Annotated in this window: 9 protein-coding genes; 5 read left to right on the forward strand and 4 right to left on the reverse strand. The window is 70.2% G+C overall.

Features of this window, described 5'->3' with window-relative positions; translation table 11 throughout:
• Window positions 1-15: 15 nt before the first annotated feature.
• The 4 genes from ACGFU6_RS10375 (at window position 16) to ACGFU6_RS10390 (ending at window position 8,240) form a co-directional block, all read left to right on the forward strand.
• Window positions 16-1,620, forward strand: a complete 1,605-nt coding sequence (locus ACGFU6_RS10375; RefSeq protein WP_393609586.1) for a hypothetical protein — start codon at window positions 16-18, stop codon at window positions 1,618-1,620.
• A gap of 197 nt (window positions 1,621-1,817) precedes the next feature.
• On the forward strand, window positions 1,818-3,017 hold the full coding sequence (locus tag ACGFU6_RS10380; RefSeq protein ID WP_393609587.1) for a CDP-alcohol phosphatidyltransferase family protein: 1,200 nt from the start codon (window positions 1,818-1,820) through the stop codon (window positions 3,015-3,017).
• Window positions 3,014-7,474 (forward strand): glycosyltransferase, encoded by a 4,461-nt coding sequence (locus ACGFU6_RS10385; protein ID WP_393609588.1) that lies wholly within the window; start codon window positions 3,014-3,016, stop codon window positions 7,472-7,474. The genes ACGFU6_RS10380 and ACGFU6_RS10385 overlap by 4 nt, the downstream gene beginning before the upstream one ends.
• Before the next feature lie 70 nt (window positions 7,475-7,544).
• Complete coding sequence (locus ACGFU6_RS10390; RefSeq protein WP_393609589.1) at window positions 7,545-8,240, forward strand: Ig-like domain-containing protein; 696 nt, start codon at window positions 7,545-7,547, stop codon at window positions 8,238-8,240.
• 68 nt (window positions 8,241-8,308) lie between these two features.
• Here the strand turns inward: ACGFU6_RS10390 and ACGFU6_RS10395 are convergent, their stop codons facing one another.
• Window positions 8,309-9,997, reverse strand: coding sequence for a hypothetical protein (locus ACGFU6_RS10395; RefSeq protein ID WP_393609591.1), 1,689 nt, complete (start codon window positions 9,995-9,997; stop codon window positions 8,309-8,311).
• 228 nt (window positions 9,998-10,225) lie between these two features.
• On the opposite strand from ACGFU6_RS10395, the gene ACGFU6_RS10400 reads away from it, so the two are divergent.
• On the forward strand, window positions 10,226-11,527 hold the full coding sequence (locus ACGFU6_RS10400) for a phosphodiester glycosidase family protein (RefSeq protein WP_393609592.1): 1,302 nt from the start codon (window positions 10,226-10,228) through the stop codon (window positions 11,525-11,527).
• A 110-nt stretch (window positions 11,528-11,637) separates the two neighbouring features.
• On the opposite strand, the gene ACGFU6_RS10405 is transcribed toward ACGFU6_RS10400, so the two are convergent.
• From ACGFU6_RS10405 to ACGFU6_RS10415, 3 genes are all read right to left on the reverse strand, one after another.
• Window positions 11,638-13,770 (reverse strand): 3-hydroxyacyl-CoA dehydrogenase NAD-binding domain-containing protein, encoded by a 2,133-nt coding sequence (locus tag ACGFU6_RS10405; RefSeq protein WP_393609594.1) that lies wholly within the window; start codon window positions 13,768-13,770, stop codon window positions 11,638-11,640.
• Window positions 13,767-14,987, reverse strand: a complete 1,221-nt coding sequence (locus ACGFU6_RS10410) for a thiolase family protein (RefSeq protein ID WP_393609596.1) — start codon at window positions 14,985-14,987, stop codon at window positions 13,767-13,769. Before ACGFU6_RS10410 ends, ACGFU6_RS10405 begins: the two co-directional genes overlap by 4 nt.
• Window positions 14,988-15,228: 241 nt before the next feature.
• On the reverse strand, window positions 15,229-16,503 hold the full coding sequence (locus ACGFU6_RS10415) for an HRDC domain-containing protein (protein WP_393609597.1): 1,275 nt from the start codon (window positions 16,501-16,503) through the stop codon (window positions 15,229-15,231).
• Window positions 16,504-16,641: the final 138 nt, after the last annotated feature.

The following is a 16,641-nucleotide window of genomic DNA, read 5'->3' on the forward strand; positions in this document are numbered from 1 at the left end:
GGGATCGTCGGGGGCATGGCACGCAGAGGGGAGCGCCGGGCGGAGCGCGGCAGGCCGGCGCCGGCCCGTACGGAAGCGGCTCCGGCCGTCGGCTCGGGTGTGGCGATCGTGGTGGCGACGCCGGGGGACGCCGTGGCGTTGCTGGCTTCGCGGCAGAGCGGCCCGGTCGTCGGCATCGTCTGCGCCGGGCCGGGCGGAGCCGAGGAGCGTGCGGCCCTCGACCGCGCAGTCGAGGACTGCGGCCGGCGGGGCGTGCGGGTGGCGGGCGAACCCCGGGTCCTCGACGCCGAGAAGGGCAGGATCACGGCAGGCGTGCTCGACGCGCTGCGTGAACTGCGTCCGCTGCGCGTGCACACCCTCGACCCCGATCCCGCGCACGTCTCGTTCGACGCGGAGGCCAAACGGCCGGTGATCGCGGAGCCGCCGCTGCGCGGCAGCGTGGCGCGCGCGACGATCGCGGCGGCGCGTACGTACCAGCGGGAGCGCCGCTCCCCGGTCTTCGTGCACTGCCACCGGGCGGGTGCGGATCCCCGGCTCGGTACGCAGGCGTGCGCGCGTCACCCGCTGCCGGCCCGATGGCTCGTCACCGGGGTGGACGGCCGCCTCTCCGCCTATCTCCCGTCCGCGGCCGGAGTGCTGCGCTGGACCGAGCGGCTGCGCGGCAGCGGTGAGTGGGACGGGCCGGAACTGCTGGAGGGCCCCGATCTGCTGCCCGGTCTCACCGTCGTCCAGGACGCCCACGGCTACGTACACCTCTTCGGTCTGCGCCGGACCAGGCGCGCGGACGGCAAGGACCACGTCGACGTCGTGCAGACGACGCAGTACCAGAGCGGGCGCCCCGTCGGTCCCTGGCACTCGGTGGGGAACCCGAACGGCAACGACCGTTCCAAGGGGCGCGAGGTCGGCTTTCCCTCGGCCGTGTTCGACGCCGGGGGGAACCTGCACGTCTTCGTCAGGAACTTCGGGCACGGGGTCAGCACGCGCCGGCAGACGCCGAACGGCACGTGGAGCGGCTGGCAGCACCTGCGCGCCGTGCCGGTCGCCGACGAGCTGATCGCGCTTCCCGCCGAGCCCGGCGGCGCCGAGGTCTGGGCCCGCGCCAGGGAGTCGGCCTCGGTGGTCCGCTGGTACCGGGAGGGCCCCAAGGGTGACTGGCTGGCGGACACCACCAGTGCGGTGAGCCCTGCCCCGGGCACGCTGTCGGCCGCCCCCGAGGCGGGGACGCTGCGCTATCGGTACTCCGGCAGCAACGAGGTCTGCGTGGAGGTCCGGGGCGCCGGCCCCGTGAGCCTGGCCGGTGCGGACGGCGCCGGTCCGGTGGCCGGGGCCGCCGGCGTGGACATCCAGGGCTGGAGCTGCACGGTGCTGGCGCGGTCCGGCGAGGCGGGGGCGTGTTCCGTGGGGGCGCACGCGGACGGCCAGCCGGAGAGCGGCGTGTGGTGGTTCGACGCGGGAGAGGTCTCGCTGGTGCCGCCGGCCGTGGCCGTGGACGGCCACGGCCACGCGGTGGTCGCGGTGCTGGGGGCCGACGGCCGGCTGCGGATCGCTCGTCAGGAGCCGGTGGCGAGTGGTCTGGCGCTCACCCGGTGGACCACCGTCGGGGCGCATATGGACATATAGATCCAAAGGTGAGCCTCATGCGCCGCATGACAGTTTTTGGCGGTTCTGGATTCACCTTGATCTTGCTATGGTTTCATTCTGTCTTTATGTGGACCACAGGTGAATCAACTGTGTCCAAAATGTGAACGCCCCTTGATTGCGACTTCTTGCAGGCCGATGGGGACGCGTTGCTCACGCTGAGTCGGGTCTGAGGGGTTATGGGGAAGCTTTCGCTGCGGGCTGTTCAGAAGCTGACGTGCAAGAAGCGTGACGCCTGGTGGACCGTACTGCTGGTGGACCCCGTGGCCACCCGCATGCTGATCGGGATGGCCAAGTTCAAGTTCATCACCCCGAACAGGGTGACCTGGTCGGCCCTGTTCGTCGGTCTCGGCTCGGCGTACTACTTCCTCAAGGGTGACACCTGGTCCCTGGTCATCGGGGCCGCGCTGTACCACCTGAGCTTCATCCTCGACTGCATCGACGGCAAGCTCGCCCGCCTCAAGGGCAACGGCACGGTCTTCGGCGGCTGGCTCGACTACGTCTTCGACCGCATCAGGGTGCTCTTCTGCGCCCTCGCCCTCATGGGCGGCCAGTACCTGCGTACGCACAACGAGCTCTACCTGCTCGCCGCACTGGCGGTCGTCTTCCTCGACATGCTCCGGTACGTCGACGCCCTCCAGATCTACAAGATGCGCATGTCCATGCGGCTCAAGATCGAGAAGGTCACGCAGGAACGCAAGGCCCTGGAGGACGAGCTCGCCGAACAGCGGGCGGTGACCGACGCGTGGAACACGCCGGTCGCACCCGAGCCGCCCAAGGTCGTCTTCATCGAGGACCTGCTCCGCGAGAACCCCGGTGTCGAGGCCGAGGTCCTCAAGCAGCAGAGCGGTGACGTCGTCGACCTGCACGCCCAGTTCCGCCATCGCTTCCCCTGGTACACCCGGTTCCGCCAGGCCCTGTTGCGCAGCCGGATCAGGCCGCACCTCATCAGCGGCATCGAGTTCCAGATGTTCATCTTCATCGTCGCGCCGCTCATCGGCGAGATCCTCTGGACGACGGCCGTCTCGGCCGCCGCGCTCGGCCTCTTCGAGCTCGTGATCATGTACAAGTTCTGGCTGTCGACGCGTGACTTCACCCGGCTCATGGACAAGCTCGCCACCGCGCCGTCCAACGCCGGCGTCATCGCCGAGCATCTGCACCGAGGACGCCACCGCCGCGCCGGCGAGGCGGACGGCGCGGACGATGCCGCCGAGGAGCAGCGGGCAGTCCTGGTCCAGCAGTTCCCCCTCCCCGAGCGGGACGACGACCTGGGGTTCCAGCCGTACCCCCAGCCGTACGTGCCGCACGCCCAGGACATCGAGACGCAGCAGCTGCGGACGCTGCCCTACTGGGCCGAGAGCGAGGGGTCCGTACGATGAGCCCGGCCGCCGACCCGGCCCTGTTCACCGTCACGGTGGTGGTGCCGGCCTACAACGCGAGCGCCACTCTCGGCCGGGCCCTGCGGTCCGCGCTGGCCCAGACGCACCGCGCCATCGAAGTGATCGTCGTGGACGACGCCTCGACCGACGGCACGCTCCAGGTCGCCCGGGAATTCGCGGCCGGCGATCGGCGCGTACAGATCATCGAACGCCCGCACAACAGCGGCGGCGTGGGCGCCCCGCGCAACAACGGCATCATGGCCGCCACCGGCCAGTACGTGATGTTCCTCGACGCGGACGACGAACTGCCGCACAAGGCCTGCGAGACCCTGCTGGCCCCGGCGACCGGAACGGGCGCCGACATCACCGCGGGCCGCGCCCTGCGCGTCAACCTGTCCAAGGACGAGATCACCGTCTGGCAGCCGCAGCTGTACGGCACCGACCGCACCGTCGAGGGCGGGCTGCGCGCGATGCCGGAGCTCTTCGAGGACCCGATCGCCGCCGCCAAGCTCTACCGCCTGGACTTCCTGCTCGACCACGGCATCCGCTTCCCCGAAGAGCTCTTCTTCGAGGACACGTACTTCTCGACCGTCGCCTGGTACTCCGCGCGCTCCGTCACCCTCCTCGCCGCCCCGGTCTACCGGTGGATCTGGGAGCGCGAGACCGACACCCCCTCCATCACCAACCGGCGCGGCGAGCTGCGCAGCATCCGGGACCGGGTCCTGGTGCACCAGTACGCGGACGCCTTCCTGGTCCACAACGGGGCCCAGGACCTCCTGGCCCACAAGGCCGCCAAGTTCCTCTCCCACGACCTGCGCCTGTACACCCCTGAACTGCGCGCGGGCGACGAGGAGTTCCGCGCGGGCTTCGCCGGCTGCGTCGCCCCGTACCTGCGCGCCCTGCCGCCCGACGTCTACGACCTGTGCGGTCCGCTGGAGCGCGTACGCGCCTTCAGCCTGCTGCACGGGCGCGTCGACATCGCGCTCACGGTCTCCGACTACACGCAGCGGCGCAGTGTGCTCAGCTCCGACCTGGTACGCCGGGACGACAAGGTCTACTGGTCCGCGGCGCTGCTGGGCCGGCCGCACGCCGAACAGTTCCTGGACGTGACCGACCTCGACCTGACCGGCAACAGCCTCTCCGACTCCAGGCTGTTCAACCAGGCCACCCTGGTCGAGATCCGTGACGGCATCCTCCACGTCACCGGCTCCATCCGGAACCAGTTCGGGCGCGTGGGGCCGAAGGACAGGATCGAACTCACCGCCGTGCTCCGCCGCCGCAGCACCAAGGCGGACCACACCTTCGACGTCACCGGCGTGGACGTCGACGAGGAGTTCATCCGCTACCACACCACGGTGGATCTGGACGCCACCCTCGGCGCCGCCGGCCGCGCGGGCAACTGGAACCTCTTCGTGCAGATACGGCACGGCGGGGAGCGGGCGACCACCACCGTCGGCGTGAGCGGACTCGACGTCGCACGGGAGCGCTACCGGAGCGCGGACGACACGTACGAGATCTACGAGACGGTCAGTGGCAACCTCGCGCTCCGCCCGGAGACCACCGAGCAGCGCACCGCCGACAACCCGCGCGGCACGCCCTGGCTGTGGTGGGAGGGCAGAGCGGCCGAGGAGGCCCCGGCCCAGTCGCAGGAGTACGCGGCCGCACTCGTCGTGCACTGCCACAACGACGAGTACAACCTGTACGAGTTCCTCAGTTCGCTCCTGGCCCAGCGCGAGTTCGCCACGACACAGGTGGTCCTCGTCGACGACGGCTCCACCGATGCCACGTCCGCGCAGCTCGCCCAGTTCGCCTCGTTCCATGCCAACGTCGAGGTCGTCCAGCAGATCCGGCTCGGCGCCCGCTCCAGCTTCGACAACGGGCTCGGCCACGTGCGGGCGCCCTACGTGGCGTTCGCCCGCGCGCAGGACATCCTGGGCGAGAACTGCGTGGGCCGCCTCGTCGCGGCCGCCCGCCGGAGCAACGCCGACGTCGTCGTCGGCGACCAGGACAACTTCCCCGGGCCCCGTACCGGCGGCGTCGAGCCCTACCGGCGCTACTTCGAGACCGGGGCGCCCCGCGTCGGCCGGCTCGACGACGCCCCGTACCTGATCTTCGCCAGCGGCCTCGGCGGCAAGCTGTTCACGACGTCGCTGCTGCGCCGGCACGGCCTGCGCAGCGGGCACGGACCCGGGTTCGAGGACGCCTGGCTCGTGGTCCCGGCCCTGCTGCACGCGCGCCGCGTGACGACGGCGCCCACGGCCACGACCTTCGTACGCGATCCGGAACGCCGTGACTCGCTGTTCGACCTGACGTGGAACGACCCGGTCAAGACCCAGGAACTGATCCGGCTCTGCCGCCACCTCGTCCGGCTGACGGAGCGGCTGGACGAACGCGCCGCCCGGCTGGCGCTGCGGTTCGTCGTCCGGTCCATGCAGCCCCACCTGCGCAACATCCACCGCATCATGAGCCGCGCGGAGATCGCCGGGATCTTCCCCTCGCTGCACGAGATCTACCAGCGGATACCCGACGACCTGATCCTCCAGTACGCGAGCGTGCCCATGTCGCGCCTCCAGCACCACGCCGTGCGGACCGGCAACTACGAACTGTTCTGCGACCCGTACACCAAACCCGGCTACCTGCCGCAGCTCCTCATCGACGAGACCGGCATGCACCGGCGTCTGGAGGCGGACCGCACCGGTACCCAGCTCCTGCGGGTCGACAAGCAGAAGGCCGTTCTGGAGACCTTCGTCGCCGACGGCGAGCACCTCCGGTTCGAGGGACTGCTCGTCCTGAGTGGCGTTGACATCTCCCAGCTGTTCCGCAACCGTCTCGAACTGGTCCTGAGCGGCGGCGGCCGGGAGGCCGCGCTCCAGATCGAGCAGGTCTACCGGCGCGACCGTTGGCGCTCGCGCAAGGAGCAGGACTGGTACGCGGGCTGGCGCGCCACCGCCGGCCCCGGCGACCTCGACGGGATCTCGAACCGGGACCTGAAGCTGTCGGTACGGGTCCACGACGGCGAACGCAGCCACGACATCCCCGTCGAGGCCCGGCAGATGCTGCACCGCTTCAAGGGCGTGAACCGCTCGGGCCGCGCCCGGGTGCGCCTGACGATCGCCGGGAACGAGACCGTCACCCTGCGCCGGATCAGCGGACGGCTGTGCAGGGCCCGGTACGCGGTCAGGCGGCTGCGCGAAGAGGTGCGGAGCTCGACTCCGGGCAGCGCCGGCTGGCGGACCCGGCTGCTGTACTGGCTGATGTATCCGAAGCTGCACGGCAAGGACATCTGGATCATCGGCGAGCGCGAGGACACCGCGCAGGACAACTCGTACCACCTGTTCAAGTGGATCAGGGAGAACGAGCCGAAGCGCAAGGTGTACTACGCCATCAACGGCGACTCCGAGGACCGCCGGAAGATCGACCACCTGGGCCGGGTCGTCGACCGGCTCTCCTGGAAGTACCGCGCCTACCTGCTGCACGCGACCCGGCTCATCAACGCCTACGACCTGGAGGCGTACCTCGGCTTCCCCGGCCTGTCCAAGCGGGCGTTCCTGCGCGGGTACGGCGACCTGCTGCGCTACAAGCGGGTGTTCCTGCAGCACGGTGTCGTCTACAACGACGTCGTGGGCTCCATCCACGCACAGGTCACCAACGTCGACATGGTGCTCACGACGGGCCGCAGCGAGCGGGCCTACTACGCCGAGCACTGCGGCTACGGGTACGACCGTGTGGCGGCCACGGGACTGCCGCGCTACGACGCGCTCGAGCCCGTCGCCGGACCGCGCAAGATCCTGGTCATGCCGACCTGGCGGCGCGACATCGTGGCGCCCTCGTACAACAAGGCGGCCAAGCCCGAGATCCCGTTCGCGGCCTCGGAGTACTACCGGTTCTTCTCCGCGCTGCTGCGGGACGAGCGGCTGCTGAAGGCGCTCCAGTACCACGGCGTGCAGCTGGAGTTCATGCCGCACTACGAGATCAGGCCGTACCTGAAGCACTTCCGGATCGACCACCCGTCGATCACGGTCTCCTCGACCGGCCGGGACGTGCAGCTGGCCATGCGGGAGTGCTCGATGCTGGTCACCGACTACTCGTCGGTCTTCTTCGACGTCGCGTACATGGGCAAGCCGATCGTCTACACGAACTTCGACGACGAGGCGTTCTACAGCAAGCACTACAAGCGCGGCTACTTCGACCTCGCGCGCGACGGCTTCGGCCCGGCCTGCGGCCGGGTCGACCAGGCGGTGGACGAGATCATCGCCTCCATCACCCGTGGCTTCGAGGTCGAGCCCGAATACCGGCGCCGCGCCGCGGAGTTCTTCGTCCTGCGCGACACGAACAACTGCGAGCGGGCCTTCGACGTGATCGATTCGATGGACGCGACGGCGGGCGGGGACCCCGGCCGGATGTCGGGGCCGCTGATCATGGGGCGGCCCGAGGAGCAGTCCCGTGAGCGGGTGTGAAGGTGCCCGGCAACCGGCAGGGTCCCGGGCGCGGGCCCCGGAGCGTGTCCGAGATGAGTGAGGTGTCGCTGTGACCGACTGGTATCCCCTGGTCCGGGCCGGGGTGACACATCCGCGTGTGCCGCAGGTCGGCGGCACGCTGGACCTCTTCGCCGCCGTCGACCCGGCCGTGGCGGTCGTTCCCGGCCAGGAGATCGAACTCGGGCTGTCGCTGACACCGGTCGGCGGCGCCTACCGCACCTACGGCTACCTGCTCGACGACCTGCTCGGCGACATCGCGACGATGCCGCGCCACCCGGGCCTGAGCCACCTGGCCAACGGGCGCTTCGCCACCTACGCGAGCGGCGTCGAACCCCGGGTGGTGAGCTGCCACGTGCGGGTGAACGACGAGGCTCCGGAGGGTGCGGTCCTGCTGCCCCGGGTGACTGTCGGTCTGATGCTGGACCAGGGGGACAAGCTGGTCTCGTCGGCCATCGTCTCCGATGCCGGATTCCGGGTCCGCCGGCAGCCGGTCGCCGCGCAGAGCATGGTGATGCGGCAGGGCGGCCGCGCCGTCCTGCCGGCCGGTCACAGCCCGGCCGAGGGCACGCGGTTCGTGGGCGTGGGCATCGCCGGGCACGGCGTCCTGACGTGCCGGCCCGACGGAAGCGTGGTCTACGAGGCCGACCCCGGGTACTGGGGGTACGACCGGTTCGAGCTGTGTTACGAGGACGCCCGGGGGCAACGCGCCTGGTCCGAGGTGACGGTAAGCATCGGCGACTTCTGATTTGCGCCGGGGCTCACTCCCCTCGGGGGCGGGTACGGCCGAAGAATGCGGTGCGCATTCCGTGGCCGTCACCCGTCCAGGGTGACGCTTCCGGCAGCCGCCGAGAAAAGCGATCCACCGGTGCTCAGCGAGACATAGACCTCGTAGACGCCCGGCGCCGCACGCTGGAGATCAACTCCGTTGTAACCGGAAGTGGCGAAGTACGCGAAATCGTAATTCCCGTAGTCGCCCTTCCGTATCTGCTTACGGATGGCCCCGGTCTTCTTCGACATCCCGAGCCGGAAGGAATGGGTGGACGCGGAACCCTGGAGTACCAGGTAGTACTGCCCGTGTCCCCGGTCGCCGGCTTCGACGCCGTGGACGAAGAAGACCCCTTCCACATGCAGAGTCCGCTCCTTCAGCCAGGTCGACTCCAGAGAAAATGCGGTTTCTGCGGAGAAGTGACCGACAATGGGGCGGCGGATGAGCCGCACGCTCTTTCCGTCCCCGATGAGCGCCGCCTCGTTGCCGCCTACAGGGCGGCGGATTTCGAAGGGCCTGCGGGCCACCAGCGGAGTGCGCCGGTCTATTCCCTCCGCCGGGCTCGTGATGCGGACCGAGAGATCGTACGAGCCGACCGGTATCCCCTTCATCGAGATACCCGAAGGGTTTTCTGGCTCGAATCCACCGTCGGGATAGTCGCAGGAGTACCGGTCGAAGTACTGGCTGTAGAGATACTTCGCGTCGGTGGTGGCAAGAGGGAATTCGAACTTCCGGCTCCCGCTCTCCATGACGAGACTCTTCGTCGTCGTCGCGGGGGCGTAAGGAGAATGTCCGGGGATGAACGCGTCACCGGACAGCAGGATGTTCGCCCCTCGGATGTCCTGCTTCCTCACGACCGCCGTCAAGGTGTCGGTGGCCCGCAGCCCCTGCAGAAAGGCTTGCCGATCAACCTCGTTGACCTGCTGCTTTCCGTTCTCCACGAACCCCAGGCGCGGATCGGCGCCCTCCGTGAGCGCCGACAGGACACCGGCGATGAGCGGCATGTTGTAGCCGGACACCTCGCCGTGCTGACGGACCATGGGCGAGTCGGTGCGAATGAAGTTGAAATTCTCGCAGGCCCAGAAGAGCTGCAGGTGCGGACTGATCTCGGTCTCGTACTGCTCGTCGGCTTCGGACGAGAAGAGATAGATGTTGTTCCCCTGCCCGCCACGGGCCTTCAGCATGCCGGGAATCGCGTCGTCAAGCATGGCGACGTCCTGCGAAGCCATCGCATCCCCCAGCATGTACTGGCCGGTCGCCGGGCGGTCGTGCACATAACTGCCGATCAGGAACTGCGGCACCACCGTGACGATATTGCGGTACCCGTAACGCAGCCCGTAATAGAGAGCCGCACTGCCGCCCTTCGAGACGCCGAGGAGGCTCACCTGATGACGGCCGAGCCCGAGCCCCGCGAGTGTGCGTTCGATGAGCCCGGCCACCGAGGTCTCGATACTGAAGTCCATCGACCGGCACATGTAGTAGCTGTAGTGGCTGTCGAAATCGTCACGTATCCACAGAATATTGGCGCGCAGATCCATCAACGACTTGCCGGTGAAGTGGTAGCCATTGGGTGCGCCGAGACCGGAGAACACCACGATCAGATGCCGGGCGTCCCCCGCTGCCGCGCGAAAGCGGTACTCGACGGGGAAAGGGCCCGTGGTGTCCGTCTCGGTGACCACGCTCCGCCGGTCGGTGGCCGCACGGTTCGGAACGAGAGGAGGAAGCGCTGTGGTCATCGGGTGCTCTGCCTGATCCTGTGTGATTCCGAACACGCCCCCCGGCGGAAGACATTCGAGTGTATCCGGCCACGAGTCCGCAGGTCGACCCCGAATTCATGAAGGCGTTTCTCCACGCAGCGGCTGTGGTTGATAGCATCCGCGCCGTCATATGACGAATATCCGGGGTGAATCCCCGAGCGGTACCGGACGTGTCCCGTCCGGTGTCCGGGGGCAGGGAGCGATGGCGTGAACAGATGGTGGCCGGTCCGCGGCCTTGCGGTGTCCCTCGCTCTGCTGGTCACTTCGTGCACCACGCAGGCGGGCGGCGGCCCCGACGGTGCGGGTGCCCGCCCGCAGAGCCCGCTGCCCGGTTCCTCACGCCCTGCGGACCGGCTGCCCGTGGGTGTCTCCTTCGACCAGTCGGTGCGCAGGCTCGCGGACGGGAGCCCGGTACGCGTGGGCGTGCTGACCGTGGCTCAGGGAGCCGATGCCGACGTCGAAGCAGGACACGGGGGCGCCGTCGCGACGACCGCGACCGTCCGTGAACTCGCCCGGCGGGCCGGCGCCGCGGCAGCGGTCAACGGGACCTACTTCGACACCGACTCCCCCCTCTACAAGGGCGATCCGCTCGGGCTCTACGTGTCCCGGGGCGCGCTGCTGAGCGAGTCCGTGGGCGAGCGCACCACACTCGTCCTGCCGGGCCAGGGGCTGCGCCCGTACATCACCGAGCTGCGTTCCTCGACCTCCGTCACCTCCTCCGACGGCGCGTCCGCGGTCGTGGACGGCACCGACCGGACCCCGGGCCGGATCCTGGGCTGCGGGGGAGTGGGCGGCGACCGGCTCGCGAGCACCGGTGCGAAGACCGTCGCCCCGCTTCCCGGCCAGGTCTGCGTCGACCCCGACGAGATCGTCGACTTCCCCGCGCAGTGGGGCGTGGCGACCCCCGCAGCGGGCCCCGGCAGCGTCGAGGTGCGGCTCGACGCGCGCTCCGTGGTCACCGGCGTGCAGAGCCCCTCGGGGGGCCGCGTGCCGCCTGCGGGGCGGACCCTCGTGGGGACCGGCACCGGTGCGGCATGGCTGCGCCGGCACGCGACACCCGGCCGGACCCTCACCGTGGCCTCGCGGCTGACGGACGCCGAGGGGCGGCAGGTGGACCTCGCCCACGCCTCGCTCCTCGGGGCCGGCCCCGCACTGGTGCGCTCCGGCCGCGCGTGGATCAACACCACGGCGAACGGGGTGTCGGCGGCGGCCGCACGGACCCGCTCACCCCGCACCGTGGCCGGGATCCGCCCGGACGGCACCCTGCTCCTCGTCGTCCTCGACGGCCGCCGCCCCGGTGTCAGCGAGGGGGCGAGCCTCGCCGAGGCGGCCGCCATCCTGCTCTCGCTGGGGGCCGAGGACGCGATGAACCTCGACGGCGGCGGTTCGAGCACGATGGTGGTCCTGGACCGGGTCCGCAACAGCCCGACGGACCACGGAAGGACGGCCGACGCCCGCCAGCGCAAGGTCTCGAACGCCATCGTCGTCGTCCCGCGCCGGGATCGCTGAACACCCGGCCGCACGCGGAAGCGTCAGGCGGAAGCGTCAGTACGGGGAACGCGGAACGGGCCGCACCGGAATCACCCGGTGCGGCCCGTTCGCGTGTGCGGCTGAGGCGGTTACGCCGGAACGCTCGCCACGCCCCGCGCCAGGAACTTCTTCCCGTTGACCCGCTCGGAGACGCCCTCGCGGTCCAGGTACGGCGTGATGCCGCCCAGGTGGAAGGGCCAGCCCGCGCCGGTGATCAGGCAGAGGTCGATGTCCTGGGCCTCGGCGACGACGCCCTCGTCCAGCATCAGGCCGATCTCCTGCGCCACCGCGTCCAGGACGCGGTCGCGGACCTGCTCCTCGGACAGGACGGTGTCGCCCTGCTTGAGGAGGGCGGCGACCTCCGGGTCCAGCTCCGGCTTCCCGGAGTCGTAGACGTAGAAGCCGCGCTTGCCGGCCTTGACCACGGCGGCCAGGTTCTGCGAGACGGTGAAGCGCTCCGGGAAGGCCCGGTTCAGGGTCTCGGAGACGTGCAGGCCGATCGCCGGGCCGACCAGCTCCAGGAGCACCAGCGGGGACATCGGCAGGCCGAGCGGCTCGATGGCCTTCTCCGCGACCTCGACCGGGGTGCCCTCGTCGATGACGTTCTGGATCTCGCCCATGAAGCGGGTGAGGATGCGGTTGACGACGAACGCCGGGGCGTCCTTCACCAGGACCGCGGTCTTCTTCAGCTTGCGGGCCACCCCGAACGCCGTGGCCAGCGAGGCGTCGTCGGTCTGCTCGCCGCGGACGATCTCCAGCAGCGGGAGGATCGCGACCGGGTTGAAGAAGTGGAAGCCGACGACCCGCTCGGGGTTCTTCAGCTTCGACGCCATCTCGGTGACCGAGAGGGAGGAGGTGTTGGTGGCGAGGATCGCGTGCGCCGGGGCGACCGCCTCGACCTCCGCGAACACCTGCTGCTTGACGCCGATCTCCTCGAAGACGGCCTCGATGATGAAGTCGGCGTCGGAGAAGCCCTCCGCCTTGTCCAGCACGCCGGAGACCAGGGCCTTCAGGCGGTTGGCCTTGTCCTGGTTGATGCGGCCCTTGCCGAGGAGCTTCTCGATCTCGGCGTGGACGTAGCCCACACCCTTGTCGACGCGCGCCTGGTCGATGTCGGTCAGCACGACCGGCACCTCGAGGCGGCGCAGGAACAGCAGGGCGAGCTGCGAGGCCATCAGGCCCGCGCCCACCACGCCGACCTTGGTGACCGGACGGGCCAGGGCCTTGTCCGGGGCACCGGCCGGGCGCTTGGCGCGCTTCTGGACCAGGTTGAACGAGTAGATCCCGGAGCGCAGCTCGCCGCCCATGATCAGGTCCGCCAGGGCCTGGTCCTCACGGTCGAAGCCGGCGGACAGATCGCCGTCCTTGGCCGCGGCGATGATCTCCAGCGCGCGGTACGCGGCCGGGGCGGCGCCGTGCACCTTGGAGTCGGCGATGGCCTTGCCGCGGGCGACGGCCTGGTCCCAGGCGTCACCCCGGTCGACCTCGGGGCGCTCCACCGTGACCGTGCCGTTGAGCACGTTCGCGGTCCAGATCAGCGACTGCTCCAGGAAGTCCGCGCCCTCGAAGAGCGCGTCGGCGATGCCGAGCTCGTAGACCTGCTTGCCCTTGAGCTGACGGTTCTGGTTGAGCGAGTTCTCGATGATCACCGAGACCGCGCGGTCCGCGCCGATCAGGTTCGGGAGCAGCGCGCAGCCGCCCCAGCCGGGGACCAGGCCGAGGAAGACCTCGGGCAGCGAGAACGCGGGCAGCGCCTTGGAGACGGTGCGGTACGAGCAGTGCAGACCGACCTCGACACCGCCGCCCATCGCCGCGCCGTTGTAGTACGCGAACGTCGGGACCGCGAGGCCGGAGAGGCGGCGGAAGACGTCGTGGCCGCCCTTGCCGATGGCCAGTGCGTCGCTGTGCTCCTTGAGCAGTTCGACGCCCTTGAGGTCGGCGCCGACCGCGAAGATGAACGGCTTGCCGGTGATCCCGATGCCGGTGACCGTGCCCTCGGCGGCCTCCTTCTCGACCTGGTCGATCGCGGCGTTCAGGTTCGCCAGCGACTGCGGTCCGAAGGTGGTCGGCTTGGTGTGGTCCAGGCCGTTGTCCAGGGTGATGAGGGCGAAGTTGCCCGCACCTCCCGGCAGGTCCAGGTGGCGTACGTGCGCCTGGGTGACGACCTCGCCCGGGAACAGCTCGGCCGCACCCTTCAGAAGCTCAGTGGTGGTCGTGCTCACTTGTTGCCTCCGTCGAAGTGCGGGTTCTCCCAGACGACCGTCGCGCCCATGCCGAAGCCGACGCACATGGTGGTCAGGCCGTAGCGGACCTCGGGCTGCTCCTCGAACTGGCGGGCCAGCTGAGTCATCAGCCGGACGCCGGAGGAGGCCAGCGGGTGGCCGTAGGCGATCGCGCCGCCGAACTGGTTGACGCGCGCGTCGTCGTCCGCGATGCCGTAGTGCTCCAGGAAGGCGAGCACCTGCACGGCGAACGCCTCGTTGATCTCGAAGAGACCGATGTCCGAGATGGACAGGCCCGCCTTGGCGAGTGCCTTCTCCGTGGCCGGGATCGGGCCGTAGCCCATGACCTCCGGCTCGACGCCCGCGAAGGCGTAGGAGACCAGGCGCATCCGGACCGGCAGGCCCAGCTCGCGGGCGACGTCCTCGGCGGCGAGCAGCGAGGCGGTGGCGCCGTCGTTGAGCCCTGCGGCGTTACCGGCCGTCACGCGGCCGTGCGGGCGGAATGGGGTCTTCAGACCGGCCAGGGACTCCATCGTGGTGCCCGGACGCATCGGCTCGTCGGCGGTGACCAGGCCCCAGCCCGTCTCACCGGCCTCGCCGTTGGTGCGGCGCACGGAGACCGGCACCAGGTCCTGCTGGATCTTGCCGTTGGCGTAGGCCTTGGCGGCCTTCTCCTGCGAGCGCACCGCGTACTCGTCGGCGCGCTGCTTGGTGATCGTGGGGTAGCGGTCGTGCAGGTTCTCCGCGGTCATGCCCATGAACAGGGCGGACTCGTCGACCAGTTTCTCCGACACGAAGCGCGGGTTCGGGTCCACGCCCTCGCCCATGGGGTGGCGGCCCATGTGCTCGACGCCACCGGCGACGACGACGTCGTACGCGCCGAAGGCGATGGAGCCGGCCGTCGAGGTGACGGCGGTCAGGGCGCCCGCACACATGCGGTCGATGGAGTAACCGGGGACGGACTGCGGCAGCCCGGCCAGGATTCCGGCGGTGCGGCCGAGCGTGAGGCCCTGGTCGCCGATCTGCGTGGTCGCGGCGATGGCGACCTCGTCGATCTTGGCCGGGTCCAGGTCCGGGTTGCGGCGCAGCAGCTCCCGGATGGCCTTCACGACGAGATCGTCGGCGCGGGTCTCGTGGTAGATGCCCTTCGGGCCCGCTTTGCCGAACGGGGTGCGGACGCCGTCGACGAAGACGACGTCCCGGATGGTACGAGGCACGATGGCTCTCCTCCAGGGTGCGGGATGGCACTGCTGCGGGGCACGCCCGGAAGCGCGCCGCCACCGCTCATGCTACTTGCGGGTAACCAGACTGCCCAGTCCTGGTGCCGGGAGCGGCGAAGGTCACATACGCGAAATGGCCCGGACGGCCCCCAAATCGGGTCGTCCGGGCCATGCGGCACGCGGCGGGCGGCCGAAGGCCGCGCAACCTGGCGTGAATACGCCCCTGTCCGATGCCCTCTCAGGCCTCCGGAGTCAGCGCGTCGAACAGCAGCGGGGCCACCTGCTCGATCTGCCAGTGCCGTGCGCCGTATCCGGCGAGTGCGCTCTCCACCGCGTCCCGGGTCGGATTCTTCGGCGGTTCCCAGCACACCCGGCGCACCGTGTCCGGCGTGATCAGGTTCTCCTGGGGCATGTGCAGCCGCTCCGCCAGCTCGGACACCGCGGCGCGCGCGGCGTGCAGGCGGGCCGCCGCGACCGGGTCCTTGTCCGCCCAGGCGCGCGGCGGCGGCGGGCCCGTCAGCGGCTGGCCGGGCTGGGGGAGCTCCGTGTCGGGCAGCTCCTTCGCGCGCTCGACGGCCGCCTGCCACTGCTCCAGCTGCCGCCGCCCCATCCGGTGGCCGAAGCCGGGCAGCGCGGTCAGCGCCTGGACGTTGGCCGGGAGCGCCAGTGCGGCCTCGACGATCGCGCCGTCCCCGAGCACCTTGCCGGGGGAGATGTCGCGGCGCCGGGCGACCTGGTCGCGGGTGTTCCACAGCTCGCGGACCACGGCCATCTGACGGCGCCGACGGACCTTGTGCATCCCGGAGGTGCGGCGCCACGGGTCCTGGCGCGGGGGGGCGGGGGGCGCCGCGGCGATGGCGGCGAACTCCTCCTGCGCCCACTCCAGCTTGCCCTGCCGGTCGAGCTCCTCCTCCAGGGCGTTGCGCAGATCGATCAGCAGCTCGACATCGAGCGCCGCGTAGCGCAGCCAGGGGTCGGGCAGCGGGCGGGTGGACCAGTCGACGGCGGAGTGGCCCTTCTCCAGTGAGTAGCCGAGCACGTTCTCGACCATGGCGCCGAGGCCGACCCGGGGGAAGCCCGCGAGCCGTCCGGCCAGCTCCGTGTCGAAGAGGCCGGTCGGGGTCATCCCTATCTCGCGCAGACAGGGCAGGTCCTGGGTCGCCGCGTGCAGGATCCACTCCGCCTCGTGCAGCGCCTCGCCAAGACCGGACAGGTCGGGGCAGCCGACCGGGTCGATCAGCGCGCTGCCCGCGCCGTCACGCCGCAGCTGCACGAGGTAGGCGCGCTGCCCGTAGCGGTAGCCGGAGGCGCGCTCGGCGTCGACGGCCACCGGGCCGGAGCCCGCGGCGAAGGCCGCGACCACCCGGGCCAGGGCGTCGTCGGAGGCCACCACCGGTGGAATGCCCTCGCGAGGTTCGAGCAAGGGGATCGGCGCCGGGGCGACGTCGTCCGGGGGGGCGCCCCCGGTGGTTCGCAGTGAAGTGTCTGCTGCGGTCTCTTGGGCGTCGGTCACGTATCAAGGGTATCTGTGTATGCGCGGCGCCCGTCGACGGAACGTTCCGTCGACGGGGCCCCCAGAAAGGTAAAAAACCCGCGATGGCTATTATTAAAACCGGGGGGGGGGGGGGTTTTGGTGGTGTGAGCGCTGGCG

The sequence above is a fragment of the Streptomyces sp. NPDC048462 genome (assembly GCF_043200175.1).
Classification (GTDB): Bacteria; Actinomycetota; Actinomycetes; order Streptomycetales; family Streptomycetaceae; genus Streptomyces.

Excerpts from the sequence above, each read along its gene's own strand:
- ACGFU6_RS10375 (WP_393609586.1), top strand. The coding sequence starts at position 16 with ATGGCACGCAGAGGGGAGCGCCGGGCGGAGCGCGGCAGGCCGGCGCCG.
- ACGFU6_RS10380 (WP_393609587.1), top strand. The coding sequence starts at position 1,818 with ATGGGGAAGCTTTCGCTGCGGGCTGTTCAGAAGCTGACGTGCAAGAAG.
- ACGFU6_RS10385 (WP_393609588.1), top strand. The coding sequence starts at position 3,014 with ATGAGCCCGGCCGCCGACCCGGCCCTGTTCACCGTCACGGTGGTGGTG.
- ACGFU6_RS10395 (WP_393609591.1), bottom strand. The coding sequence starts at position 9,997 with ATGACCACAGCGCTTCCTCCTCTCGTTCCGAACCGTGCGGCCACCGAC.